General features: G+C 68.0%; 16 protein-coding genes. 8 read left to right on the top strand and 8 right to left on the bottom strand.

The window, feature by feature from the left end; genetic code table 11:
- The first annotated feature begins 90 nt into the window (after positions 1–90).
- Entirely contained in the window at positions 91–1,320 is a 1,230-nt protein-coding gene (locus ACSLUQ_RS02570) for an MFS transporter (RefSeq protein WP_417770893.1), read from the top strand.
- 252 nt (positions 1,321–1,572) lie between these two features.
- Here the strand turns inward: ACSLUQ_RS02570 and ACSLUQ_RS02565 are convergent, their stop codons facing one another.
- Together ACSLUQ_RS02565 and ACSLUQ_RS02560 are read right to left on the bottom strand one after the other, a co-directional pair.
- Entirely contained in the window at positions 1,573–1,893 is a 321-nt protein-coding gene (locus ACSLUQ_RS02565; protein ID WP_417770894.1) for a 2Fe-2S iron-sulfur cluster-binding protein, read from the bottom strand.
- 146 nt (positions 1,894–2,039) lie between these two features.
- Positions 2,040–2,444: an Hpt domain-containing protein gene (locus ACSLUQ_RS02560; RefSeq protein ID WP_461807627.1), complete on the bottom strand. Its 405-nt coding sequence runs from the start codon at positions 2,442–2,444 to the stop codon at positions 2,040–2,042.
- An 831-nt stretch (positions 2,445–3,275) separates the two neighbouring features.
- Between ACSLUQ_RS02560 and ACSLUQ_RS02555 the strand changes: the two genes are divergently transcribed.
- Together ACSLUQ_RS02555 and ACSLUQ_RS02550 are read left to right on the top strand one after the other, a co-directional pair.
- A complete protein-coding gene (locus tag ACSLUQ_RS02555; protein ID WP_461807626.1) occupies positions 3,276–9,173 on the top strand; it encodes an apolipoprotein A-IV repeat region-like domain-containing protein in 5,898 nt (1,965 codons plus the stop codon).
- A gap of 267 nt (positions 9,174–9,440) precedes the next feature.
- Complete coding sequence (locus tag ACSLUQ_RS02550) at positions 9,441–11,504, top strand: potassium/proton antiporter (protein ID WP_461807625.1); 2,064 nt, start codon at positions 9,441–9,443, stop codon at positions 11,502–11,504.
- Positions 11,505–11,657: 153 nt separating this feature from the next.
- Here ACSLUQ_RS02550 and ACSLUQ_RS02545 read toward each other — a convergent pair whose 3' ends face one another.
- Positions 11,658–12,641, bottom strand: a complete 984-nt coding sequence (locus tag ACSLUQ_RS02545; protein WP_461807624.1) for a ChaN family lipoprotein — start codon at positions 12,639–12,641, stop codon at positions 11,658–11,660.
- Positions 12,642–12,791: 150 nt separating this feature from the next.
- Positions 12,792–13,985: an acetyl-CoA C-acyltransferase family protein gene (locus tag ACSLUQ_RS02540; protein WP_461807623.1), complete on the bottom strand. Its 1,194-nt coding sequence runs from the start codon at positions 13,983–13,985 to the stop codon at positions 12,792–12,794.
- On the opposite strand from ACSLUQ_RS02540, the gene ACSLUQ_RS02535 reads away from it, so the two are divergent.
- Entirely contained in the window at positions 13,939–15,906 is a 1,968-nt protein-coding gene (locus ACSLUQ_RS02535) for a hypothetical protein (protein WP_461807622.1), read from the top strand. The genes ACSLUQ_RS02540 and ACSLUQ_RS02535 overlap by 47 nt on opposite strands.
- A gap of 19 nt (positions 15,907–15,925) precedes the next feature.
- Here ACSLUQ_RS02535 and ACSLUQ_RS02530 read toward each other — a convergent pair whose 3' ends face one another.
- Entirely contained in the window at positions 15,926–16,510 is a 585-nt protein-coding gene (locus ACSLUQ_RS02530) for a TetR/AcrR family transcriptional regulator (RefSeq protein ID WP_461807621.1), read from the bottom strand.
- 157 nt (positions 16,511–16,667) lie between these two features.
- On the opposite strand from ACSLUQ_RS02530, the gene ACSLUQ_RS02525 reads away from it, so the two are divergent.
- Positions 16,668–17,912 (top strand): MFS transporter, encoded by a 1,245-nt coding sequence (locus ACSLUQ_RS02525; protein WP_461807620.1) that lies wholly within the window; start codon positions 16,668–16,670, stop codon positions 17,910–17,912.
- Between the two features lie 104 nt (positions 17,913–18,016).
- Positions 18,017–18,319: a hypothetical protein gene (locus ACSLUQ_RS02520; RefSeq protein ID WP_461807619.1), complete on the top strand. Its 303-nt coding sequence runs from the start codon at positions 18,017–18,019 to the stop codon at positions 18,317–18,319.
- Positions 18,320–18,706: 387 nt separating this feature from the next.
- On the opposite strand, the gene ACSLUQ_RS02515 is transcribed toward ACSLUQ_RS02520, so the two are convergent.
- Positions 18,707–20,206, bottom strand: a complete 1,500-nt coding sequence (locus ACSLUQ_RS02515; RefSeq protein ID WP_417770904.1) for a CoA-acylating methylmalonate-semialdehyde dehydrogenase — start codon at positions 20,204–20,206, stop codon at positions 18,707–18,709.
- Between the two features lie 264 nt (positions 20,207–20,470).
- Here ACSLUQ_RS02515 and ACSLUQ_RS02510 point away from each other — a divergent pair, with 264 nt between their 5' ends.
- A complete protein-coding gene (locus ACSLUQ_RS02510) occupies positions 20,471–21,352 on the top strand; it encodes a LysR family transcriptional regulator (RefSeq protein WP_417770905.1) in 882 nt (293 codons plus the stop codon).
- Between the two features lie 14 nt (positions 21,353–21,366).
- Here ACSLUQ_RS02510 and ACSLUQ_RS02505 read toward each other — a convergent pair whose 3' ends face one another.
- The gene (locus ACSLUQ_RS02505) at positions 21,367–22,227 is read right to left on the bottom strand and encodes a DMT family transporter (RefSeq protein WP_461807618.1); all 861 of its coding nucleotides are present in this window, start codon (positions 22,225–22,227) and stop codon (positions 21,367–21,369) included.
- Positions 22,228–22,346: 119 nt separating this feature from the next.
- Between ACSLUQ_RS02505 and ACSLUQ_RS02500 the strand changes: the two genes are divergently transcribed.
- Positions 22,347–23,756: an aminotransferase-like domain-containing protein gene (locus ACSLUQ_RS02500; protein ID WP_461807617.1), complete on the top strand. Its 1,410-nt coding sequence runs from the start codon at positions 22,347–22,349 to the stop codon at positions 23,754–23,756.
- A gap of 29 nt (positions 23,757–23,785) precedes the next feature.
- Here ACSLUQ_RS02500 and ACSLUQ_RS02495 read toward each other — a convergent pair whose 3' ends face one another.
- On the bottom strand, positions 23,786–24,913 hold the full coding sequence (locus ACSLUQ_RS02495) for a Gfo/Idh/MocA family protein (RefSeq protein WP_461807616.1): 1,128 nt from the start codon (positions 24,911–24,913) through the stop codon (positions 23,786–23,788).
- Between the last annotated feature and the right edge of the window lie 325 nt (positions 24,914–25,238).

The following is a 25,238-nucleotide window of genomic DNA, read 5'->3' as shown; positions in this document are numbered from 1 at the left end:
GCAGCGACGGGTGACGGCAGAAACTGTTTTCCAGGGCGCCCGCCACGGCGTCTTTCCGACCAGTGTTCAAAGCGGATTTCGACAACGACCATGACAGCCCCCCTGCCCCCCACCGCTCCCGAGGTTCGTTCCGGCTGGCGCTCGCCGCTGATGCTGTTGATGATCATGGCCGGCGCGATGCAGCTTTCCTTCGCTGCCTGGTGGAACCTCATGAACAATTTCGCCGTTCACGAGCTCGCCTTCACCGGCAAGGAGATCGGCATCCAGCAGTCGATCCGCGAGATCCCCGGCTTTCTCGCCTTCACCGCGATCTATGTGCTGCTGCTGATGCGCGAGCAGACGCTGGCCTATGTGTCGCTGGCGTGCCTGGGCATCGGCGTGGCGGCGACGGGTTACTTCCCGACGCTGTGGGGCTTCTATCTCACCACCCTCGTGATGTCGGTGGGCTTCCACTATTACGAGACGATGAGCCAGTCGCTGTCGCTGCAGTGGCTGCCAAAGGAAACGGCGGCCGCCGGCATGGGCAAGATCCTGTCCGTCGGTGCCTTCGCCCAGCTCATCGCCTATGGCATGATCTTCGTCGCCTGGAAGACCTTCGAACTGGAGTTCTCGACCGTCTTCCTGATCGCCGGCATGCTGACGCTGGTGGTCGTCGCCTTCCTGCTCATCGCCTTCCCGCAGTTTCGCGAGGGTGTGCCCCAGCGCAAGACGCTGGTGCTGCGCCGGCGCTACTGGCTCTATTACGCACTGACCTTCATGGGCGGCGCCAGACGGCAGATCTTCACGGTGTTCGCCGGCTTCCTCATGGTCGAGCGCTTCGGCTACGAGGTGCACGAGGTGGCGGGCCTGTTTCTGATCAACGGCGTCTTCAACATGCTGCTGGCGCCGAAGATCGGCTCATGGATCGGCAAGGTCGGCGAGCGCACGGCGCTGACGGTGGAATACATCGGGCTGATCGCCGTCTTCCTGACCTATGCCTTCGTCACCAACCCGCATCTGGCCGCCGGCCTCTACGTGATCGACCATGCCTTCTTCGCGGTCGCCATCGCCATGAAGACCTATTTCCAGAAAATCGCCGACCCGGCCGACATCGCCCCCACCGCCGGCGTCGCCTTCACCATCAACCACATCGCGGCGGTGTTCATCCCCGCCCTCTTCGGGCTGATCTGGCTGGTGTCACCGGCCGCCGTGTTCCTGATCGGTGCGGCCATGGCCTGCGTCAGCCTGGTGCTCGCCCGGCTTGTCCCGCGCGACCCGGACGAGGGCAACGAGGTCGCATGGCCCGGCCGCGGCAAGCTCGCCGCCAGCCCGGCGGAATAGGCGCGCAAACCCGCGAGGCGGGCTGGCGGACGCCGGCCCGCCGCACTGCGATGCGGTCTCGATGTGGGGTGAGATGCCGTCGCCGTCTTGTGACGGCAGCGCATGGTGTTGGCAAAAAGCGAAGGGCGCTGGCGGAGGAATTTCCGCCGCGCCCGTTCTCGCGACAATCAGCCCCTTCCCAAGACAGTCGGTCAGGGCACGTCAGTCAGGGCATGGCCTGGAGCGGCGCGCGGGCGTGCTCCAGGCCGCGTGTCAGGCCTGGCGCTCGGGAATGCGCACGACGAGGCCGTCGAGCGCGTCGCTCATCTTGATCTGGCACGAAAGCCGCGAGGTCGGCTGGACGTCATAGGCGAAGTCCAGCATGTCCTCTTCCATCGGCTCCGGCGAGCCGGTCGCCGCAGCCCAGGCATCGTCGACATAGACATGACAGGTGGCGCAGGCGCAGGCACCGCCGCATTCCGCCTCGATGCCCGGCACCATGTTCTTGATGGCATTCTCCATCACGGTGGTTCCGACGGCGGCTTCGACGGCGGTCTCGGAGCCATCGGCGGTGATGTAGGTGATCTTCGGCATGGGATGCTGTCTCGGCTGGGTGCGGTGAAAGTGTCCGTGGTCGACTTGCCGGGATCCTGTGTCGGACCGGTCGCCTTCGACATACCCTCTCACTGAAAAACGTCAAGCAGCGAGACCTCACTGCGACATGCGCACGCGTCCTGCCGTCACTCGGCGTCGAGCGTCATGGCGATGAAATCGCGGGCCTCGTCGAGCGCCGCGTTGAGCGCCGAGGCGTCGCCGGCCTTGCCGCCGCGAAGGGCCGCCTCCATCGTCTCCGCCGCCTCGGCCACCTTCCAGGCGCCGATGCCTCGGGCCGAGCCCTTGATGGTGTGAACCGCCCTGGCGCGCTCGGCCGGGTCGCCCTCCTCGCCGAGGCGATGGCGAAGCTGCTCCGCCTGACGGGCGAAAAGGCCGAGAACCTCGCGCGCGAGGTCGCGGTTGCCAAGCGTGTGGCGGTCGAGATGGACGAGATCCAGCGGCTCCCCGTTCATCGTTTCGCGCGCCACGGCGGGCTCCGCCGCCGCGTGCTCGTCCTCCGCTGCAAGCGGCTGTGCCGTTCCCTGAGCCATAGCCGAATTCTCCTTCGGTCTCGGGTCGCAACCGGCATCAGGTCTAGCCCGCCGGCAGGCACAAGGATCGGCAAAAACCACGAAACCGGGGTTAAGGCACCCGGATTTCCCCGAACGCCCGCCAACAAAGTGAATCTTTGGTTAATACGCATTCAGACATTTTCACGAGGTTCGCTCCGGCGCGAAGCCCCCGTGCCAGCACATGGACGCAGCGCTGTCCGCGAGCCGCCCCCCGCGGCAGCCGTGCACGCCAGGCGGCGCGGCGTGCGGCGATTTGCCTGCCAGACGCACGCCTCCCTCACCGTTTGCCGGCGCACGAGTCGAATGGGCGGGATCAGGTTGGAAAACCAAGGCTCTGCCGGTTTGACGGGCCTGCGGTCGTGGCCCCTGATACCGCCACCCAGGGCCAGTTTCAGTCGAAAGGCAGCGGCCTGGCGCCCGCCTTGCCAGGCCCGGGCACCCGCCACGGCGCCTGGTCCCGAGGCGGCGGACGCCCCCGGCGCAGCGTCGTTTCACGATCTTCCGGTGGCCTCCGGCGGGTGTCCCGGCGGCCCCGGAGACCGCCTTCCAGCTCCCGCTCTTGGCGCCCATCCCCTTGGACTGACTCTGCAAATTCTTGTTCGCCAGTCTGGATTGTGTCATTAGCTTTAAGGGTGCGGCAAGTTTGGGAGACGTATGCCTTGCGCCAGAGGCCGGCGCTGGCACCCATATCTCCCGACGTTCCGATCCCGGCGCGTTGATCGGGATGCCCAGCCGCGCATGGTATGGCGGCGCGTGTTCTGCGCCGTACCATCCGATGTGTAACGAGTACGGACGCGAGGCGAAACAAACATGGCACATCCCCCGAAGGCGAAGGACCCGGCCGAGGCCGCCCTCAGTGCTGTCGAGGAAGCGCTGAAGATCGATTTCGGCGACACGGCGGCGAGCGGCGAAACCGCCTCCGGCGGCAGCGCCCAGCGCAACGAAGGCGCGCGTCCGACCGCGTCGTCGTCCGATGCCGGCGATACGTCCGACAGCGACAGCCGTCGCGGCAACGGCCGACGCGGGCGCGGCGGCAGCCGCCCCGGTTCGGCCGCCAACGACGACCGGCGCACGATCGGAAATCTCATCTACGCCTTGCAGCGGCGCCCGACCTCGGCGCCCTTCTGGTTTGCCTTCGCGCTCTCGATCCTGTGGGTCGCCGGCGGATGGTGGCTCGCCTCGGCCGCCTTCTCCTCCGACCTCGCCGCGGTGCAGACCACCGGCGACATCCTGTCCTCGCCCTCGCTGCTGATGTCGAGCGTCGCGGTCATCGTGCCTGTGCTCTTCTTCTGGGCAATGGCGCTGATGATCTACCGCGCCCAGGAGATGCGCATCGTCGCGCGCGGCATGACCGAGGTGGCGCTTCGCCTCGCCGAGCCGGAAGACGTCGCCAAGGAATCGATCCTGAGCGTCGGCCAGGCCATCCGCCGCGAGGTTGCCGCAATGGGCGACGGCATCGAGCGCGCAATCGCCCGCGCCAGCGAGCTTGAGGTTCTCGTGCACAACGAGGTGTCCTCGCTCGAACGCTCCTACAATGACAACGAACTGAAGATCCGCTCGCTCATCGACGAGCTCGTGACCCAGCGTGAGGCGGTCGTTTCCAACGCCGACCGTGTCCGCGACACGATCTCCGGCGCGCACGAGGGCCTCGCCGCGCAGCTCGCCGAGACCTCCGAGAAGATCAGCCACATCGCCGATTCCGCGACGGACCGCCTGACCGGCGCCATCGACAGCCGCGTCTCCGACTTCACCGGCGCCATCGACGGGCGCGTCAGCGAGCTGACCGGTGCGATCGACGGCCGCGTCTCCGAGCTGACCAGCGCCATCGACGGCCGCGTCGCCGAACTCAACGGCTCCATCGGCGGTCGCGTCTCCGAGCTCCACAACGCCATCGACAGCCGCGTCAGCGAGCTCAACGCCACGGTCGACGGCCGCGTGCGCGAGATTGCCGAGACCTTCGACACCGCCGGCAGCCAGCTCGTCGACACGCTGACCAACCATGGCGACAGCTATGTCGAGCGCCTGACCGGAACCGGCGAGATGCTGGTGGAGTCCATGAACCGGACCGGCCACGAGTTCACCGAGACGCTGGCGACCCGCGGCGCGGAGGTCAACGACCGTTTCGCGACCACCGCGACCGGCTTCATCGACACGCTGACCAGCCGCGGCGACGAAATCACCGCCAACCTGTCGCTCACCGGCGGCAAGCTGATCGACACCATCACCACCCGCACCGACAACCTGCTGTCGACCCTCGACACGCGCGTTTCCGGCCTCGACAGCTCGCTCGCCGAGACCGGCGACCGCGTCGTGGAGAGCATCTCGCTGCGCGGCCAGGAGGTCACCGACACGATCTCCGTCAAGGGCGCGGAAATCGTCGAGACGCTGTCCTCGCGCACCAACGAAGTCGCCGAGATCCTGCGTGGCACCGGCGAGTCCATCGTCGTCGACCTGTCGCTGCGCGGCGGCGAGATCGCCTCGAAGCTGGACGAGACCGCCGGCAGCCTGACCGAGACGATCACCGTGCGCGGCACCGAGCTTGCCGACCGCCTCGGCTCCGTCGGCGACAAGATCCACGAGGCCATCACCATCAACGGCGAGGCGCTGGACGAACGTCTGGCAAGCCGCTCGCGCGAGATGGCCAACCTCATCGACGGCCAGGCGCAGAACTTCCGGTCCGCGCTCGAAAGCGCCTCGACCGAGATCACCGCCTCGCTCGAGAGCCAGACGTCCGGCTTCGCCCGCACGCTGGCGGAAACCGGCACCGAGCTTGCTCACCTCATCGGCTCGCGCGGCGAGCGCGTCGCAGGCGAGCTGACGGCGATCGGCGATCGGCTCGACGCCACGCTGGACGAGCGCGGCGGCGCGCTGCAGCACGGCGTCTCCGTCTATCTGGACCGCATGGAAGGGCTCATCGGCGAACGCGGCGAGAAGCTCGTGTCCTCCTTCGAGCTGCGCACCGCCGAACTCGGCGAGACGCTCGACGGACGCATCGAATCGCTCAACACCACGCTCGACCTGCGCGCCGGCGCCATGGCCGATTCGCTCGACACCCGCATCCAGGGTCTCGACACGACGCTGGCCGGCGGTCTCGAGGCGCTCACCGCCTCGCTCGACAGTCGCGCCGGGTCGCTGGCCGAAACGCTCGACAGCCGCATCAAGGGCTTCGACACGACGCTGACCGGCGGCATCGAGACACTCACCTCCTCGCTCGACAGCCGCGCCGGGTCGCTGGCCGAAACGCTCGACAGCCGCATCCAGGGCTTCGACACGACGCTGACCGGCGGCATCGAGACACTGACCTCCTCGCTCGACAGCCGCGCCGGCTCTCTGGCCGAGACGCTCGACAGCCGAATCCAGGGCTTCGACACCACCATCACCGGTGGTCTGGAGCTCCTCACCTCCTCGCTCGACAGCCGCATGAAGAGCTTCGACGCGACGATTTCCGGCGGTGTGGAGACGCTCACCAGCTCGCTCGACAGCCGCACCGGCTCGCTCGCCGAGACGCTCGACAGCCGTATCGAAGGCTTCGACACGACGCTGGCCGGCGGCATCGACCGTCTGTCGACGACGCTCGAGGCACGCACGGGTCAGTTCGAGACGACCCTCAACGAGCGCACCGTGGCGCTTTCCGATCTGCTCGAGGACCGCTCCCAGGCGATCACGCTCAAGCTGTCGACCAAGGTCGACGAGGTCGGCGAGACGCTTGGCAGCCGCGCCGAGGAGATCGGCAACAGCCTGTCCGAGCGTTCGCGCATCATCGGCGAGAACATCGAACGCCATCTCTCCACGTTCGAGAGCACCATCGGCGAGAAGGTCGAGCTGGCGGCCGTGTCCATGTCGGACAAGGCCGAGCATCTGGCCAACACCATGTCGGTCGGCACCGAGCGTATCGACCAGGCGCTTGACGCCCGCGCCCGTCAGATCAGCGAGACGCTGATCGCCCGGACCCGCGAGATCGCCTCTGCCTTCGTCGAAGGCCAGGGCGAAATGTCAAAGGCACTGGACGAGCGTCTCACCGACGCCGGCCAGGTGCTGTCGCGCCAGAGCCAGGATCTCACCGACACGCTGTCCGACCGGATCGCGGAGATCAACGTCTCGCTCGGCTCGAAGGTCTTCGAGGTCGCCGAGACGCTGGACAGCCGCTCCGCGGAGCTGGAGCGCGTGCTGGCCGAGCGGCTTGCCGCGATTTCCGGCACGCTGACCTCCGAGAGCGACCGCGCCCGCGATCTGCTCGCCGAGGTCATGACCGAGGCCGGATCCACCATCGAACGCCTGTCCGGCACGCTGTCGGGCGAAAGCGGTCGCCTGCAGGAGATCGTCGAAACGACGCTTGGTGCGGCGACCGAGAAGCTCCAGGGCGAGGGCACCCGCCTGCGCCAGATCGTCCTCGGCTCCGTTGGCGAGGCCCGCGGCACGCTGCAGGCCGAAAGCGAGAAGGCGGCCGACATCATCGTCCAGTCGCTCACCGAGGCAACCGGCACCATGGCCGGCGAGGGCGAGAAGATGCGCGCCCTGCTCGTCGAGGCGGTCAGCGAGGCGGCCCGTTCGCTCGCGGCCGAAAGCGAGCAGGCCCGCACGGCCTTCCTCGGCAGCCTGTCGGAGATGAGCGGTGCGCTCGGCGGCGAAAGCGAGAAGGTTCGCGAGGACCTGACCCGCACCGTCGCGGAAGTCACCGGCGCCCTGGCCAGCGAAAGCGAGCAGGCCCGCATGGTCCTGGCCCGCACCATCGAGGAAATCGGCAACATGGTCTCCGGCGAGGCCGACGGCGTGCGCTCGCGCGTTGCCGGCGCCGTGCGCGAGGCGGCTGACCTCCTGTCGGAGCGCGGCAACGCCGTGGCCGAGGATCTCATCGCCCGCGCCGACCAGCTCAACGCTGCTCTCGAAGCCCGCTCCGGCAAGCTTGCCGAGCTCATCGGCACCGACGGCAACGAGCTTGTCGCCAGCATCGAGGAACGCGCCCACGGGCTCACGACCCGTATCGCGGAGATCCACGAAGCCATCCTCGACGCGATCACCGTCAAGGGGCGCGACGTTACCGACGGCTTCGCCCGCACCGGTCTCGACGCCACCCGCAAGCTGGTGGAGGCGGGCGACCAGCTCGTCGCCACGCTCGACGAGCGCAGCACGTCGGCGGCCGACATCCTCCACCGCACCCGTTCGGAACTGGAAATCGAGATCAGCGGCCTGCTGAATCGTCTTACCGAGTCCAACGGCCAGCTCTCCGAGGTGGTCGCCAACGCCGGTGAGAACCTGGGCAGGATCGAGACCTCGCTGTCGCGCAGCGCCGGCGAGTTCCGCACCGCCATCGACCGCGCCGTCACCGACACGACCGCCTCGAGCGGCACGCTCAAGGAGCAGACCTCGGTGCTGCGCGAGGTGTCCGACACCGTGCTTTCCGACATTTCCTCGCTGTCGACCCGGCTCGAGGAGCATGGAAAGATGCTGTCCGACGCCGCCCGCAACCTCGAGGAAACGAACCGCGACGTGGAAAGCCGCGTCGGCGAGCGCAAGACCGCCATCGAGGATGTTGCCGACACGCTGCTGGCCAAGACCGAAGCTGTCGACAGCCTGATGCGCGGCTTCGCCGGCCAGCTCGAGCAGATGCTCGAGGCGGCGGACGACAAGAGCCGCGACGTCACGCAGCAGCTCACCGCTGCCGCCGAGGCCGCGACCCGCGCCGTCACCGAACAGTTCGAGTCCATGCGTCTGTCGGCCGGCCTTGAGGGCAAGAAGGCCCGCGAGGAAGTCCGCGCCGCCCAGGACGAAGTCGTTGCCGAGATGTCGAAGACCCTGTCCGACGCATCCGAGCGCTTCACCGAGGCGACCACCCGCATGCGCGACGTCGCCCGCGACGTCCATCGCGAACTGGAGAAGACCCGCAGCGAGCTGAAGCGCGGCATTCTCGACCTGCCGGAGGAGGCCGAGCAGTCCGCTTCCGCTCTGCGCAAGGTGGTGAGCGAGCAGGTCCGCGCCCTGACCGAGCTGTCCGAGATCGTCTCGCGCCAGTCGACCACACTCGACACCTCGCGTGCCGGAGAGCGTACGCTTGCGACGGCCGCCGTGGCCGCCGCACCACGCGCCGAGCCCGCACCGGCACCGGCCCCCGCACCGGCGCAGCGCGCGCCGGCCGCCAAGGCCCAGGCCCAGGCCCCCGCCTCCGCTCCGGCCCAGCAGCCGCGCGGCGAGCTTCGCGGCGACATTCGCCGCAAGACGCTGAGCGACTTCGAGCCGGCCGGCCGCCAGTCCGGCGGCGAGCGCGCCGCGCCGCAGCAGGGCAAGGGCTGGGTCAGCGACCTGCTTCGCCGCGCCTCTCAGGAGGAAGCCGGCGACGAAGCGGCGGCGGAAGCCCGCTCGCCGCTGCAGATGGTCGAGTCGCTCAACTCGCTGTCGATCGACATTGCCCGCGCGATCGACCACGAGACGTTCATCGATCTGTGGGAGCGCTACAAGCGGGGCGAGCGGCATGTGTTCACGCGCCGTCTCTACACGCTGCAGGGCCAGCAGACCTTCGACGAGATCCGCCAGAAGTACGCGCGTGACGCGGAATTCCGGGGGGCGGTCGACCGCTACCTGAACGACTTCGAGCAGCTTCTGGCCCAGGTCTCGCGCAACGACCGCGACAACATCATGAGCCAGACCTACCTGACGTCGGACACGGGCAAGGTCTACACCATGCTCGCCCACGCAAGCGGCCGCCTCGACTGAGGCAACCGCCTGCGGGAAACCGCAGTCTGAAACACGACGCGGGCGCGGCCGGAAACGGGCGCGCCCGCTTCCGTTTCAGCCTTCCACGGCGCGAGGAAGCAGGAAAGTCACAGGGCATCCTTGCGCAGCCACCCGGAAGCCACTGAAAATACAGCCCCCTGGTCGCTTGCGTGGCCTCACGGCCACGGTTCGGGCAAACTTGCCCTATAGTTGTGCAAGCAGATGATTCCGCTGTTCAGCGGATCACACCGCCGAAAGCCGCTGCCCATGCTCGAAACGCTGAACCTGGTGATCCTGATCTCCGCCGGTCTCGTGGCCGTGTCGGTGTTCACGTCGCTGGTCAGCTTCCGCATCGGCGCCCCGCTGCTGCTGGTCTTCCTGCTGGTCGGCATTGCCGCCGGCGAGGACGGGCCCGGGGGCATCGCCTTTTCCGACGCGCGCGCGGCCTATTTCATCGGCTCCATCGCGCTTGCCATCATCCTGTTCGATTCGGGCTTCCGCACCCGGATGGGAACGCTGAAGCTCGCCGCCGCCCCGGCGCTGGTGCTGGCGACCGTCGGCGTCGGGCTGACCGCCGGGCTGGTCGGCGCCGCCGCGCACTATCTCTTCGGCTGGCCCTGGACCGACGGCCTGCTGCTCGGGGCCATCGTCGGCTCGACCGATGCGGCCGCCGTGTTCTTCCTGCTTCGGGTCGGCGGCGTGCATCTGCGCGAGATGATCTCGGCGACGCTGGAAGTGGAATCGGGATCGAACGATCCCATGGCGATCTTCCTCACCATGACGCTCGTCGGACTGATCACCGCCGGGACGGTCGACGTAGATGCGGGTCTCGGCGCCGATCTGGCCAAGGAGCTGGTGCTCCAGATGGGACTTGGCCTCGTCGCCGGTCTTGCCGGCGGCTATGCCATCGTCCAGATCGTCAACCGGATCGGGCTCGAGCCGGCGCTCTATCCGATCGTCGTTCTGGCGCTGGCGCTGGCGCTGTTCGGCGCAACCTCCCTTGCCGGCGGCAGCGGCTTTCTCGCCGCCTATGTCGCCGGCATTCTGTGCGGCAATGTGCGCATCCGCCAGCAGCCGGCGCTGAAGAACTTCCAGGGAGGCATGACCTGGCTCGGCCAGATCGGCATGTTCGTGACACTGGGGTTGCTTGCCACCCCATCCCAGTTCGGCGAGGTCGCCCTGCCCGGGCTCAGCCTCGCCCTGATCCTGATCTTCGTCGCCCGCCCGGTCGCCGTCTGGCTCTGCCTGATGCCCTTCGGCTTCACCCGCAGCGAGATTGCCTTCGTTTCCTGGGTCGGCCTGCGCGGCGCGGTCTCCATCCTGCTGGCCATCCTGCCGCTGGTCGGCGGCCTTCCCAATGCCCAGGAAATCTTCAACGTCACGTTCCTGATTGTCCTGACATCGCTGATCCTGCAGGGCTGGACGATCCGCCCGATCGCCAAGCGGCTGAAGCTGACGGTGCCGCCGCGCATTGGCCCGGTTGAGCGCATCGAGCTGGAGCTGCCCGGCGGACAGGATCACGAGCTTGTCGGCTACACTGTCAATCAGGCCAGCGCGGTGGCGCGCGGCGAGCGCATTCCGCGATGGGCACGACCGGTGCTGATTCTGCGTGACGGCCGGCCACTGCGCCTGCAGAAGGCCGGCAAGCCGCAGCCTGGCGACCGGATGTACATCCTCGCCACCGGCCGCCAGGTGCCCGTCCTCGACTCTCTCTTCGCCGGCGCCGCCGCCGAGGGGCACGATCCCGCGCTTTTCGGTGACTTCGCCCTAGACCCGGACGCCCGCCTTGCCGATCTCGGCGCCATCTACGGCTTCCGCGTCGAGAAAGCGGACGCCGAACGTTCGGTGCGCGAGGTGCTCGCACGCGAGCTCGGCGACGACATCGAGCCGGCCGACCGGGTCGCCTATGGAGACATCGACCTCGTCGTGCGCGATATCGACGATGACCACGGCATCACCGCCGTCGGACTGGCGGTCGAGCATGTCGAGCCCGACGAGCCGGTGCTGCCTTTCTTCTTCTCCCGTCAGGACATCGCCGGTGCGGCACGCAGCATCGCGCGCAGGGTCAAGCGCCGGCGTGGCCGCGCCAAGGTCATGGCGCGGCGCAAGGCAAGCTACGACAAGCCGGTTCCGGACGACCATGGCGACACCGCGCGGATCGCCGGTCCCACGCCCGCTCCGGCGGCGCGGCCGGAAAGCGAAGCCCGCACGCGGGAAGCTCCCGACAACCCGGCTTCACAGGAGAAGCCGGCGGACGCGGAGGCGGAAGCGGAGACGGGGGCCGGGCGGGACCAGGAAGAGCCGGACATCTATCGCGGTCCGCTGTCCTGAGACGACCGCCCTCGCGCCGATGGATCGCGGTTTGCTCCGCGGTCGGGCAACCGCAAGGTCACGGCCTGAAAAGCGGTCCTTGCCCCTTGTTTCCGCCGACCTTGCCCCTCTTGCGGGAACGAGCGGATATGGCGTCGCACCCGCAAGAGGCCCTTATTTGCCCTTCTTGCCGAAACGCTCCTTGAGCCCTTCGCACGGATCGCCGCGCGCCACGCCGGGCGTGAACCAGACGAAATCGTAAGGCGCGGCCGTCTCCCTGCTTCCGCCGGCATAGGCGGCCGGGTCGTCCTCGCCCTCGCGCACCTCGACGAAGGCGAGCGAGACCGAGGAGGCCTCGGCCAGGCGCGCGGAAAGATACCAGGGCACGCCGAGATCGCGGCGCGTGTGCCCAGCCCCGGCAATCAGCACCGCGCCGGCATCGCCCCTCTCGTCGGCGGCGATCATCGCCTCGGCGAGCGTCGCGTCGCGAAGCCTCTGCACCAGGAGCAACGGCCTCAGGCTCTCGCGCGGCATCAACGCACAGTGGCTCTCGAACAGCGTGTCGAGCATCTCGGCTTCGGCTGCCTCACCAAGCGGCCGGTCGAGCGCAAGCCGCCCGGCCCGCTCCGCGCCAAGCGCCGCGATCCCCTCACCCGCCACTGCGCGACGCTCCGGCTTCGGCGTATCGGCGGCGACAATGGCAAGCCCCTTGCCGATGGCGACCTCCAGAACCGGGCGGTAGATCCCGTAGTCGGGCCAGCCGAGATCGGCCCAGCCGACCGCCGCGCCAAAGCCCTCCGCGGTACCGCCGCCGGCGAGATAATCCGCCACCTTGGGGGCGAGATCGCGCGGCAGCATCTCGAAGACGACCGCCGGCTTGCGGGAACTGGATGCCTGATCGAGCAAATAGGCCTGGAGCCTGTGGTGATCGGGATTGTCATGCGTTTCGCCAAGCAGCACGAACCGCGCATCGGCAACCGCCTCGTCCACCACCCGCGGCGCAACGAAGGCGCCTTCGCGTGTCGACCAGATCCGGCCGGCGAGCGGATGGTCGTGCCCCGGGTCCTGGGTGAAGGCCGGCGGCCCCTCCGCCAGGGCCGGGGCGAGCGACACCAGAAAGGCAAGCGTTGCAAGGACGGGTGTCGTGGCGGGCTTCATCGTCTGTCGCATCCTCTGACCGGCAACCGGCTCGACGCACCCGCGCGGTGCGGCGATTCCAGCTGGACCATAGGCGAGAACCCGCGCCCATGCACGAGCGCCGGCGCTGACGCGCGAAACAACGCAGGAAGACGTCGACGGGCAAAAGCCTCAGTTGGCGCTCAGGTTCTCCACCGCCAGGGCGATGCCCTGGCCGCCGCCGATGCACATGGTGACAAGTCCGTAGCGTCCGCCGGTGCGTTCCAGCTCGTAGAGCGCCTTGACCGTGAGAATGCAGCCCGTCGCGCCCACCGGATGGCCCAGTGCGATGGCGCCGCCGTTGGGGTTCACCCGGTTGGAGGGCAGGCCAAGCTCCCGCATGACCGCGCAAGCCTGGGCGGCGAAGGCTTCATTCGACTCGATCACGTCGAAATCCGCCGCCGTCAGGCCAGTGCGCTGGAACAGTTTCTGCACCGCCGGGATCGGGCCGATGCCCATCACATCCGGCTCGACGCCGGCGTGGGCATAGCCGACCAGGCGTGCCATCGGCTTAAGCCCGCGCGCTTCCGCCTCGCTTCGCTCGGCCAGAACCACCGCGGCCGCGCCATCGTTGATGCCGGAGGAATTGCCGGCCGTGACCGACCCGTCCTTGCGAAAGGCCGGCCTGAGGCCGCTCAAGGTCGCGTGTCCTGTGTCGGGTCGGGGATGCTCGTCGGTATCGAAGCGTGTCATCGTTCGGCCGGCCTGCACATCAATCGGCAGGATCTGATCGACGAAACGCCCGTCGCGAATGGCCAGGTCCGCCCTGTGCTGGCTGTCGACCGCAAGCGCGTCCTGCGCCTCCCGGCTGATGCCGTAGCGCTCCGCGACATTCTCGGCGGTGATGCCCATGTGGCCTCCGCCGAAGGGATCGTTCAGTGCGCCGAGCATCATGTCATGGAACGGCGCGTCGCCCATCTTGACGCCGAAGCGCGCGCCAGGAACCGCATAGGGCGCGCGGCTCATGGACTCCGCCCCGCCCGCCAGCGCGAAATCCGCATCCTCTAGCAGGATCGCCTGCGCTGCCGAAACGATCGCCTGCGCGCCCGAGCCGCACAGCCGGTTGACCGTCAGCGCCGGGGCCTCGGCGGGGATGCCCGCCTCCACCGCCGCGACACGGGCGAGATACATGTCTCTCGGCTCCGTGTTGATGACATGGCCGAAGACCACCTGGCCAACATCGCCAACCTCGATCTGCGCCCTGCGCACGGCTTCCGCGGCAACTTTCGCACCCAGCGTCGAGGGGGGAACGGACTTGAGCGAACCTCCGAAGCTGCCGATGGCGGTGCGCACACCGGACAGAAAAACAACTTCACGCCTCGACATTCCGTTCACTCCACGCAATTGGCAAAAAGCCAGCGGGAGCGTATCCGCCGCTCCACCTTGCGTAAAGGGAAATACCAATGTGCTTTCCGCGCCACGCCCGGCTGGCGAACCGCTAAAAACGTTTCTAGACTGCCCCGGGTTCGGGCTTCGGATGGGGTGGGGCAAGATGGCATCGGGGAAGATCAAACAACTCTTCAGCCCGCGCGACGACGCGCTTTTTCCAATCACGGTCGAAACGGTTCATGTCGCCGTGGGCGCATCGGTCACCGCCGGTGACGCCCTGCTGACCTTCCGCACGGCGACCGAAAAGACCCTTGTCATGCGCACGCCGCTCGACGGCGTCGTCGAGACGATCGGCGCGGGTACCGGCGACATGCTGGCGCGCCCGCGCGTGCTCGTGACGGTCGCGCAGCACGACGAAGCGCCTGCGGCGCCGGAACAGGCTACGGCGACGCCCGCCGCCAATCCGGGCGAAGCGAGCGCCCCGGCCGGCGAGATGACGCTGGGCGACTGGGAAATCTCCGATCCCGACCCTGTTCCCACGGCGGCAAAGGCAGCACCACGCGACACCGCCGCGTCGCAGGGGACGACCTCGCCAGGCGCGCCCGCCGCGAGCGCGAGTGGATCCGCGCGAAAGCCGCTCATCGCCGCAATCGCCGTAGTGGCCGCGCTCGGGCTCGGCTACGTGGTGTTCGCCCCCGCTCCAAGCTCCCCGCCTGAAGCCGCGCCCCAGACGAAGACTGCCGCCCCCGCCACCAGCAAGCCTGCCGCTAGGCCGGCCGCGCAGCCGGCCTCCTACTCCGGGCCGCTGTCGCGCGCGCGCATGCTGGCGCGCGACCTCGGCGACAGGACCCTCGGCTGGGCCTCGCAGGGAAATCTCCTCGGGCATGGTATTTTGCGGATAGAGAAGGACGGCGCGCCCAGTTCCTGCCCGGCGGTTCTGATTTCCAAGCGCTATGCCATCTTCTCGCGCATGTGCCTTGATCCGAAGGCCTCCTCCAACCAACGCGAGGAGGGAGCGCACGCCTATTTCGAAACGATCCGCCCCTTCCGCGCGCGCAGCGGCAAGGACTGGAAGGAAGTGTCGGGCTTCTGGAACATCTGGCAGCTCGATGTGAAGGCGCTTCATTTCTGGAAGGACGAGGTCGTCGACGGCTCGCCGTCCTCGATCGGCGTCGCCGAGCTCGCGGAAACCGCGCCGGGGGGGATTGGCTTCGCCGGACACTGGCGCATCACGTCGCAGAGCGCGCCGGGAACCCTCGATTTGCGCAGCTACGCGGCCTTCGAGCCCAGCAAGTACTACTCTGGCGGCGTGACCTGCCGGTACTGGCTGCACCACAACGCCAGCCGCGCCGACGACACCAAGGGGCTTCCCCTCACTGTCGACCCGGACTGCGAGGACGTCATCGACATCCGCTCCGGCGCGTTCGAGGTCCGCTATACCAACGGCAAGGACTATCTCGGCGGCTTCTTCAGGATCGGCGCGCGCGACGGCAAGCCCAGCATCTTCGCCGTGTCGTTTTCCAAGAGCGACGACGCGATCATCCGCGGCGCCAAGGACGGCAAGCTGCCGGGAGGCTGGATCACGATCTCACCGACCGAGCGACACAAGCCCGACGACATGGCCCGCTTCCTCCTGGCGAACCCGTGCAGCGACGGTCCGACCGAGTTCAACGTCATCGCAACGGACACAAAAACGGGAGACAAGTTGCACACGCGCTTCACTCAGCCGAGCCAAACCTATGGCTGGAGCAAGGCGGACATCGGCCGGAAATTCGACCGGATCGCCATGAGCGAATTCGAAGGCTCAAAGCGCTTCGGCACCAGCAGGGTCACCTTGAGGGACAAGACCTTCGAAGCGCTGGAAGTGCCCAACAAGCCCGGCTTCAAGATGCTGATCGAAAGCGAGTGCCTTTTCTGACGAACCCGGAACGCGACCGTCACCGGTCGCGCGCGAGGAGGCGTCCGACCAGCCCCCGACAGAAGGATGCCTCCGGCGGTGTGTCGAACAGGATGCGATAGACGACCGGGGCCACCAGATGGTCGATCACCGCTTCCGGATCGGGAAACGCCTCGCCCCGGTCGCTGGCGCGCGCGGCGATGATCGCGATCTGCTCGCGCACCATGCCGCAGCACTGCGCCGCCCTGCCCTCCGCCCGGCTAGCCAGCACGTCGCGGATCAGGTCGCGGCCCAGATCGGAGGCCATCTCGTCGCTGTATTGCTCGATCCAGACCGTCAGGTCCGAGACGGCCGATCCCGTGTCGACAGGCCCGGTGTCCGGGCGGATCCGCTGTACGGCGACATCGGCGAACAGCTCCTGCAGGTCGCCCCAGCGGCGATAGATCGTCGAGGGCGTCACACCGGCCTTCGCGGCAATGGCGGGCACAGTGACGGCCGCGCGCGGCATCGTCGCCAGCAGTGCCTCCGTCGCGGCGTGGACAGCAGCCTGCACGCGCGCGCTGCGACCACCCGGACGCACACCCGAGACGACCGCTCCCGCCTTCCTCGCCTGGTCTTCGCTCACCGCCAACCTCGTTTGCATCCAGCCGAAATGCGCCACGGACACCTCGTGTCCGAAGCCGGGCCCGACAAGTCGCCCCACTAACGCTAATAATTTGCGTTTAAAGGCATCCTCGCCTACACCTAACGCAACAACTTTGCTTTAAGGTGCAACACCCCACATGTCCAGCCCGATGCCCCCCTCCGCCATGGACCGTCCCGTGCCGCCCGCTGCCAGGAGCGGCCAGAGCAGGCAGACGCTTCTGGCCTTCACGCTGACGCTTGCCACGATCTACGCCGCCGCCGGCGCGCCAACGCCGATCTACCGCATCTATCAAGAGCTCTGGCAGGTCAGCCCGGTGCTGATCAGCCTGATCTTCGCCGTCTACGCTTTCTCGCTTCTTGCCGCCCTGCTCATTGCCGGATCGCTGTCCGACCATCTTGGCCGGCGTCCGCTTGTCCTTGCCGCGCTGGCTGTCCAGATCTGCGCCATGTCAACGTTCCTGATCGCCGACGGCCCCTACTGGCTTCTGGCGGCGCGCATCCTGCAAGGCGTGGGGACCGGGCTTGCGGCCAGCTCGCTCGGCGCCGCAATCGTCGATGTGGACGAGACCAACGGCCCGACCATCAACAGTCTCGCGCCGATGATCGGCATGGGGCTCGGCGCGCTTGTCTCCGGCGCGCTCGTCTCCTTCGCTCCCGCCCCGACACTTCTCGTCTACGCGCTGATCCTGTCGCTCAACGCCCTGCAGGCGGTGCTGGTGTGGCGCACGCGGGAAACGGTCACCCGCCGCCCCGGCGCACTCGCCGCGCTCGATCCGCGCATCAGCGTTCCACCGGCGGCACGACGCACCCTGCTGCACATCACCCCCTTCAACGCCTCGCTGTGGACCCTCGGCGGGTTCTTCATGTCGATGATCCCGAGCGTCGTCGCCCAGACCACCGGCATCGAGACACCTTTCCTCGGCGGGCTCATGGCCTCGATGCTGATGCTCTCCGCCGCCAGCGCCGTCTTCACCCAGCGCGGCCGCTGCGTTGCCCGCCTCGCCGACATCGGCGCCGCCGGCATATCGCTGGGCGTCATCACCCTGGTCGCAGGTGTCGTCCTCGGCGAGATCGCCGCGCTGGTCGCCGGAACGCTGCTCGCCGGCTTCGGCATGGGGGCAAGCTTCTCAAGCAGCACCCGCGCCCTGCTGCCGCTCGCCGCCCCCGAGGAGCGCGCCGAACTTCTGGCCGCCTTCTATGTCGAGTGCTATCTGGCCTTCAGCCTCCCGGCAATCGCCGCCGGCTTCCTCGTTCGCAATCTCGGCTTCGTTGCGACGGCGGAAATCTTCGGGGCTGTCGTGCTCGCGCTCAATCTCTCCGGCTACCTGCTGCTGCGGCGCTCGCACGTCTTCGCCCGCCCCTCCCTTTGCCCTGCCGGTTAGTCGGGCGCGCATCGCGGCTGCTGACGCCATGCTGTCAGCAGCCTGCCCCTAGAAGGAAGCGACCGCCCCACCCCGGGGCCGGACCATCCCTTCAAGGAGCTGACATGAGCGAAAGATGCCTCGAACTCGTCGTCTACACCGTCCGCGACGCCGATGACGCGACCCGCATCCGTCGGGAGGCCATGGGCCACATCAAGACCATGCCGGGCTTCATCTCCTGGACGGCGGTACGCGGCTGCGAGGACGACGCCACCTTCGCCGATCTGGCCGAATGGCAGAGCCTGGCCCATGCGCAGGCCGCCGCCGAGGCCTTCGTCAAGGACGCCCGCTTCGCCGACTTTCGCGCGGCGATCAGCGGGATGATCCACATGAGCCACTTCACGACGGATGCGTCCGTCGCCGTCTGAACCGGAAACGCACATGCAAAAAGACCCGCCCCGGCAAGCCGGAGCGGGTCCCTGTTCATTCAGATGCGGCACGATCGATCCGGCCCCGCAGGGCCGGACCGGGAGGGGCGGTCTCGACGCGGACTTACGCCCGCTTACCCTCGACCGCGTTCGCCCCTTCGGGGTTGCAGTCTCGACGCGGACTTACGCCCGCTTGCCCTCGACCGCGTTCGCCCCTTCGGGGTTGCGGTCTCGACGCGGACTTACGCCCGCTTACCCTCGACCGCGTTCGCCCCTTCGGGGTTGCGGTCTCGACGCGGACTTACGCCCGCTTACCCTCGACCGCGTTCGCCCCTTCGATCGTGCCACCGGCACGATCGATCCGGCCCCACAGGGCCGGACCGGGGCTCACTTCATCGTCGGGATGGAGAACTCGGCGCCGTCCTTCAGGCCCGACGGCCAGCGCGAGGTCACCGTCTTCGTCCGCGTGTAGAAGCGGAAGGCGTCCGGGCCATGCTGGTTGAGATCGCCGAAGCCGGAACGCTTCCAGCCACCAAACGTGTGATAGGCCAGCGGCACCGGGATCGGCACGTTGATACCGACCATGCCGATGTTGATGCGGCTGGCGAAATCGCGCGCCGTATCGCCGTCACGGGTGAAGATCGCCGTGCCGTTGCCGTACTCGTGGCTCATCGGCAGGTCGAGCGCCTCCTCGTAGGTCTTGGCGCGCACCACCGACAGCACCGGACCGAAGATCTCGTCCTTGTAGATCGACATGTCCTTGGTGACATTGTCGAACAGGCAACCGCCCATGAAGTAGCCGTTCTCGTAGCCCTGCAGGGTGAAGTCGCGGCCGTCGACGGCAAGCGTCGCGCCTTCCTTCACGCCCTGATCGACGAGGCTCTTGATCCGGGCCAGCGCCTGGGCGGTGACGACGGGGCCGAAGTCGACGTCATTGCCGGCCGTGTAGGGGCCGATCTTCAGCGCCTCGACGCGCGGGACAAGACGCTCCATCAGCGCGTTGGCGGCTTCCTCGCCAACCGGCACGGCAACCGAGATCGCCATGCAGCGTTCGCCGGCCGCGCCGAAGCCAGCGCCGATCAGCGCGTCGGCGGCCTGATCCATGTCCGCATCCGGCATGATGATCATGTGGTTCTTGGCGCCGCCGAAGCACTGCACGCGCTTGCCGTTGGCGCAACCGCGCGAATAGACGTACTCGGCAATCGCGGTCGAACCGACGAAACCGACGGCCTGGATCGTCGGATCGTCGAGAATGCCGTCGACGGCCTCCTTGTCGCCGTTGACGACATTGAGAACGCCCGCAGGCAGGCCGGCCTCGAGCATCAGCTCGGCCAGCATCATCGGCACGGACGGATCACGCTCGGACGGCTTCAGGATGAAGGCGTTGCCCGCGGCGATGGCCGGGCAGAACTTCCACATCGGGATCATCGCCGGGAAGTTGAACGGCGTGATGCCGGCAACGACGCCAAGCGCCTGACGCATCGAGTACATGTCGATGCCCGGGCCGGCGCCTTCGGTGAACTCACCCTTGAGCAGATGCGGCGCGCCGATGCAGAACTCGGCGACCTCAAGGCCGCGGATCACGTCGCCCTTGGCGTCCGGGATGGTCTTGCCGTGCTCGCGCGACAGCGCCTCGGCCAGCTTGTCCATGTCGCGGTGCAGGAGGTCGACGAACTTCATCAGCACGCGGGCGCGGCGCTGCGGGTTGGTCGCGGCCCAGCCCACCTGTGCCTCGGCGGCATTGGCGATGGCCGCGGAAAGCTCCGACTGGCTCGCCAGCGCGACCTTGGCCTGAACTTCGCCCGTCGCCGGGTTGTAGACGTCGGCAAAACGCCCCGAGGTGCCCTCGACATGCTTGCCGCCAATGAAATGTCCGATTGTCTGCATGGGTCGTCTCTCCCTTTTTCCGCCCCTCGGGAACCGCGCGGCGTGCGTATCGCCGCTGTCTTTCCCGGGTCCGGTCCTGCCAGCCGCCGGAAGCATAGCCGGGCGCGCACTGGCGAATCCACCCGCAGGACAGGCGACACCGTGCCGCGCTCCTCCGGTCCCCCTGTTATTGCCTTTAATAATTGTACTAAGCAACAGTATGAATGCCGCATCCGTTGTGCGAAAATTATAGTCGATGACCTGCAATGCGGAGACGCCGACGCCATGAACTGGGACGACACGCGCATCTTCCTGGCGGTGGCGCGCACGGGGCAATTGCTTGCCGCGGCCAGGGCTCTCGGGCTCAACCACGCCACCGTTGCCCGCCGGCTGTCGGCGTTGGAGGAGGATCTCGGCGTCAAGCTCGTCGACCGGCGCACCACCGGCTCGCTGCTGACGCCCGCCGGCGACCGGTTTCTCGTCACCGCCGAACGGGTCGAGGCGGAAATGCTCGCGGCCCGCACCCAGATCGGTGGCGCGGATGTCGCTGTCGCCGGCAGCGTGCGCATCGGCGCGCCCGATGGCTTCGGCGTCGATTTCCTCGCCCCCCGGCTCGGCCTTCTGACCGAGCGCCATCCGGACCTGACATTGCAGCTCGTGCCGGTCTCGCGCGCCGTCTCCCTGTCCCGGCGCGAGGCGGATATCGCCATCACCGTCGAGCGGCCGGACCATGGCCGGCTCGTCGCGCGCAAGCTCGTCGACTACACGCTCGGCCTCTACGCCACCCGCTCCTATCTCGAGCGCGCCGGCGTTCCGCGCAGCCCGCAGGAACTCAAGGGCCACGCCCTCGTCGGTTATGTCGAGGATCTCGTCTACTCCGCCGCGCTCGCCTATGCCGACGAAATCGACCGCGACTTCCGCCCGCGCTTCGAGATCGCCTCGGCACTTGGCCAGGTCGAGGCGGTGCGCGCCGGCGCCGGCATCGGCATCCTGCATTCCTTCATCGCCCGGCGCGATCCCGACCTCATCCCCGTGCTGCCGGAACGCATCATCCGCCGCAGCTACTGGCTGGTGCTGCACGAGAGCGTGCGCGATGTCGCGCGCGTGCGCGCCGTCGCGGATTTCATCGCCGAGGAGGTCGAGAGGACCCGGGCAAGCTTCGCCTGATCCCTTGGTTCGGCTCAGGCGAAGCGCCGGGCGCCGACAACGCAGGCGACGACGAAGACGGTGACCCCGATCATCGACGGCACCACCGGCTCGTTCAGCACGAACCCGGAGAGCAGCAGTCCGAAGAACGGCTGAAGCAACTGCAACTGGCCGACGCCGGCGATCCCGCCGAGCGCGAGGCCGCGATACCAGAAGAAGAAGCCGACCAGCATCGAAAACACCGACACATAGGCCAGGCCGAGCCAGGCCGGCGCGGCAATTCCGGCAAGGGTCTGCGGGTGCGCGACAAGCGCCAGCGGCGCCATGACCGGAAGAGCGAGCACCAAGGCCCAGCAGATCACCTGCCAGCCGCCGAGCCGGCGCGAAAGGCGTGCGCCTTCCGCGTAGCCGAACCCGCAGACGAGGATCGCCGCCAGCATCGGCAGATCGCCGGCGAGCGAGATCCGCGCATTCTGCCACAGCGCGAACACCGCCACCGCCAGCGCCCCCGCACACGAAAACAGCCAGAACAAAGGACGCGGCCTCTCGCCTCCCCGCAGCACGCCGAAGAGGGCGGTCGCAAGCGGCAACAGGCCAATGAAGACCACGGAATGGGCGGACGTGATGTGCTCAAGCGCCATCGCCGTCAGCAACGGAAAACCCACGACAACGCCAAGCGCGACCAGCACAAGCGGACCAATGTCGCCGCGCGCCGGGCGCTTCTCGCGCAGCACCGCAAGCAGCGTCGCGGCAAGCAGCGCCGCCAGCACCGCCCGCGCCGAGGTGAGAAAGAGCGGAGAGAACCCCGCGACGGCGACACGGGTCGCCGGCAACGAGCCGCTGAAGATGAGCACGCCGAGGAGACCGTTGCCCCAGGCGGCGAGAGGTGACTGCATGATCGCGCTCCTGTCCGTCCCGTCCGGTGTGGCGCGATTGGGCTGGCGGAGACAGCAACAGATCAATACAATTCATCCAAACTGTACTGCACTCACTCCCCATACACCCGGGAAGCAAGATGACGCCCCCCACCCGTACGCAAGAGGTGATGGCGGCAATCCGCCGCCGGATCGAGGCGCGAGGCCTGACGCCGGGCGAGCGCCTGCCCTCGATCCGCGCCTTCGCGGCGACGATGCACGTCTCGCCGTCGACGGTGGTGGAGGCCTACGACCGGCTCGCGGCGGAAGGACTGATCCAGGCCCGGCGCGGCGCGGGGTTCTTTGTCCGCGACACGCCGCAGCCCCTGCAGATCGCCGCCGCCGGCCCCCGTCTCGACCGGGCCATCGATCCCTTCTGGGTCTCGCGCCAATCGCTCGACGCCGATCCCGCCCTGCCAAAGCCCGGCTGCGGCTGGCTGCCGGCGGACTGGATGCCCACCGCCTCGCTGCGGCGCGCACTGCGGGCGCTGTCACGCGCCGACGACGAAGTGCTCACCGATTATGGCTCCGTTCAGGGGCCGGCCGGGCTGCGCCGCCTGATCGCGCGCGCGCTCGGCGAGCAGGGTCTGGAGCTGCCGCCGGACAGGATCCTGCTCACCGGCTCCGGATCCCAGTCGATGGACCTTATCTGCCGGCTGCTGCTGCGTCCCGGCGACACGGTGCTCGTCGACGATCCCTGCTATTTCAACTTCCAGGCGTTGCTGCGTGCCCATCAGGTGCGCCTCGTGCCGGTTCCCTACACGCCGCAAGGACCCGACATCGCCCGCTTCGAGGCGGTGCTCGTTGCGGAAAAGCCGCGCCTCTACCTGACCAACTCGGCGCTGCACAACCCGACCGGCGCGACCATCTCGGCACAGATCGCGCACCGGGTGCTGACGCTGGCCACGCGCCACGACCTGACAATCATCGAGGACGACATCTTCGCCGAGTTCGAGCCGGAGCCCTCGCCGCGCCTGGCAAGCCTTGACGGCCTCGAGCGGGTGATCCGCATCGGCAGTTTCTCAAAGACGCTCTCGGCGTCCATGCGTTGTGGCTATATCGCGGCGCGGCCGGACTGGATCGCCGCGCTCGTCGACCTGCAGGTGGCGACAAGCTTTGGCGGCCCGAGCCCGATGGCGACACAGCTCCTGCACGCGGCGCTCGCCGATGGCGGCTACCGCAAGCACATGGCGGCGCTGCGAGCCCGGCTGGCGCGCGCGCGCCGCCAGACCGCGACGCGCCTTGCCGCGCTCGGCATCACCCCCTGGCTCCTGCCGCGCGGCGGGTTCTACCTGTGGTGCCGGCTGCCGGAAGGGACGGACGCGGCAGATGTCGCCCGCGCGGCGCTGCGCGAGACCATCGTGCTGGCGCCGGGCAACGCCTTCAGCGTCACCCGGTCGCTTCCGGACTTCATGCGCTTCAACGTCAGCCAGATGGGCGGGCCGGAGGTCGATGCGGTGCTTGCCCGCGCACTTGCCCAGGCACATCGCGTTCAGGCATACCGCGCCTAGCCAGACCGCGCCTGCCTGGCGGCCTTGCCTCAGACCTCGACCCAGCCGCCGGCCTCGAAGGCGCGCGCGGCGGCATCGACGGTGCGCTCGATCTCCAGCCCTTCCTCGAAACCGATGGTGACGGAGGTCTCCCCCGCGATCCGCCTCAGAAGTTCCCGGCACTCGATCACCTTGAGATCGTTGAAGCCGAGCCCGTGTCCGGGCGCCGGCACGAACCGGTCGTAGGGCGGATGCGCGGGGCCGGCGAGAATGCGCGAGAAGCCCTGGCGCGCCACCGGCCCCTCCGCCCTGTAGAGTTCCACCTCGTTCATCCGCTCCTGATCGTAGACGATCGCCCCTTGCGAGCCGAACACCTGCACGGCGATGCGCCCCTTGCGCCCCCAGGCGGAGCGGTTGAGCAGCAGGCTCGCCTGCACCCCGCCGGCAAAGCGCAGGAGCACATTGGCCATGTCATGGGTCTCGACCGCGCGGGCCCCCTCCGCGTCGGGGCGCGTTGCGAAGGGTCTTGCCATGTCGCAGAAAACGCGCTCCGCCTTGCCGAAGAGACGATGGGCGAGCGACAGCGGATGTACGCCAAAGTCATCGAGCGCGCCGTGTCCGGAACTCGACGCGCTCTTCCAGTTGAAGGGCGTCGCGGGATCGGCCATGAAATCCTCGTCCATCTCGGCGCGAAGCTGGAACGGCGTGCCGATGGCGCCCCCGGCGATCATCGCTTCGATCTCGCGAAACATCGGATTCTGGATGTAATTGTAGCCGAGGATCGCCACCCGCCCGCTTTCTCGCGCGGCCCGTGCCATGGCACGCGCATCGGCAAGCGCCGGCGCCATCGGCTTTTCGCACCAGACGTGCTTGCCAGCCTCAAGTGCGGCAATCGCCATCTCCGGATGAAACTGGTTGGGCGTGGTGATCGAGACGACATCCACCGCTGGATCGGCGACAAGCATCCGCCAGTCCGCGCCCGCGCGGGCAAAACCGAGAGCCGCCGCCCGCTCCCGCGCCAGATCCTCGTTCACCTCGCACAGCATCTCCAGACGCGGCCGCGCCACATCCCCGAAGACCGCCGCGACCGCATTCCAGGCAAGCGCGTGACACTTGCCCATGTAACCGGTTCCGATGAGGCCGATACCGAGCGGACGCCCGCCCTCCTTGCGTGTCATGCGCCCCTCCCAGGCCCGTTGCGTTGCGCGCCCGGCAATTCACCGGCCGGCGCGCCAGCGCATGAAACGCGAATTCCATATTCTCGTCAATATGGAACGAATGTTCCTTTTTAGTCTCCCCCGGCAGAGCCACATGCCCGCGCCGTCGCGACGAATCCGGCCGCCAGCGCGTCGCATGCAGCACGGATCCTGCGGCTTGCGGGCAGTTCGCGACGGGTGGAGGAGCGCCGGTTCATAGGCGCTTGCGTCTCCGTTTCACGAAGTTTGGCTGTCAGAACCGGCAAGGACGCATATATTGCTTTGGTCAGGCTGATGCCCGACGTCC

It is taken from the genome of Stappia sp. ICDLI1TA098 (genome assembly GCF_054880955.1).
Note: the sequence above shows the minus strand (reverse complement) of the source record. Positions and strands in the feature narration are given on the sequence as shown.

Excerpts from the sequence above, each read along its gene's own strand:
- ACSLUQ_RS02540 (WP_461807623.1), bottom strand. The coding sequence starts at position 13,985 with ATGTCGAGGCGTGAAGTTGTTTTTCTGTCCGGTGTGCGCACCGCCATC.
- ACSLUQ_RS02495 (WP_461807616.1), bottom strand. The coding sequence starts at position 24,913 with ATGACACGCAAGGAGGGCGGGCGTCCGCTCGGTATCGGCCTCATCGGA.
- ACSLUQ_RS02550 (WP_461807625.1), top strand. The coding sequence starts at position 9,441 with ATGCTCGAAACGCTGAACCTGGTGATCCTGATCTCCGCCGGTCTCGTG.
- ACSLUQ_RS02560 (WP_461807627.1), bottom strand. The coding sequence starts at position 2,444 with ATGGCTCAGGGAACGGCACAGCCGCTTGCAGCGGAGGACGAGCACGCG.
- ACSLUQ_RS02570 (WP_417770893.1), top strand. The coding sequence starts at position 91 with ATGACAGCCCCCCTGCCCCCCACCGCTCCCGAGGTTCGTTCCGGCTGG.
- ACSLUQ_RS02555 (WP_461807626.1), top strand. The coding sequence starts at position 3,276 with ATGGCACATCCCCCGAAGGCGAAGGACCCGGCCGAGGCCGCCCTCAGT.
- ACSLUQ_RS02500 (WP_461807617.1), top strand. The coding sequence starts at position 22,347 with ATGACGCCCCCCACCCGTACGCAAGAGGTGATGGCGGCAATCCGCCGC.
- ACSLUQ_RS02525 (WP_461807620.1), top strand. The coding sequence starts at position 16,668 with ATGTCCAGCCCGATGCCCCCCTCCGCCATGGACCGTCCCGTGCCGCCC.
- ACSLUQ_RS02545 (WP_461807624.1), bottom strand. The coding sequence starts at position 12,641 with ATGAAGCCCGCCACGACACCCGTCCTTGCAACGCTTGCCTTTCTGGTG.
- ACSLUQ_RS02535 (WP_461807622.1), top strand. The coding sequence starts at position 13,939 with ATGGCGGTGCGCACACCGGACAGAAAAACAACTTCACGCCTCGACATT.
- ACSLUQ_RS02520 (WP_461807619.1), top strand. The coding sequence starts at position 18,017 with ATGAGCGAAAGATGCCTCGAACTCGTCGTCTACACCGTCCGCGACGCC.
- ACSLUQ_RS02565 (WP_417770894.1), bottom strand. The coding sequence starts at position 1,893 with ATGCCGAAGATCACCTACATCACCGCCGATGGCTCCGAGACCGCCGTC.
- ACSLUQ_RS02510 (WP_417770905.1), top strand. The coding sequence starts at position 20,471 with ATGAACTGGGACGACACGCGCATCTTCCTGGCGGTGGCGCGCACGGGG.
- ACSLUQ_RS02515 (WP_417770904.1), bottom strand. The coding sequence starts at position 20,206 with ATGCAGACAATCGGACATTTCATTGGCGGCAAGCATGTCGAGGGCACC.
- ACSLUQ_RS02505 (WP_461807618.1), bottom strand. The coding sequence starts at position 22,227 with ATGCAGTCACCTCTCGCCGCCTGGGGCAACGGTCTCCTCGGCGTGCTC.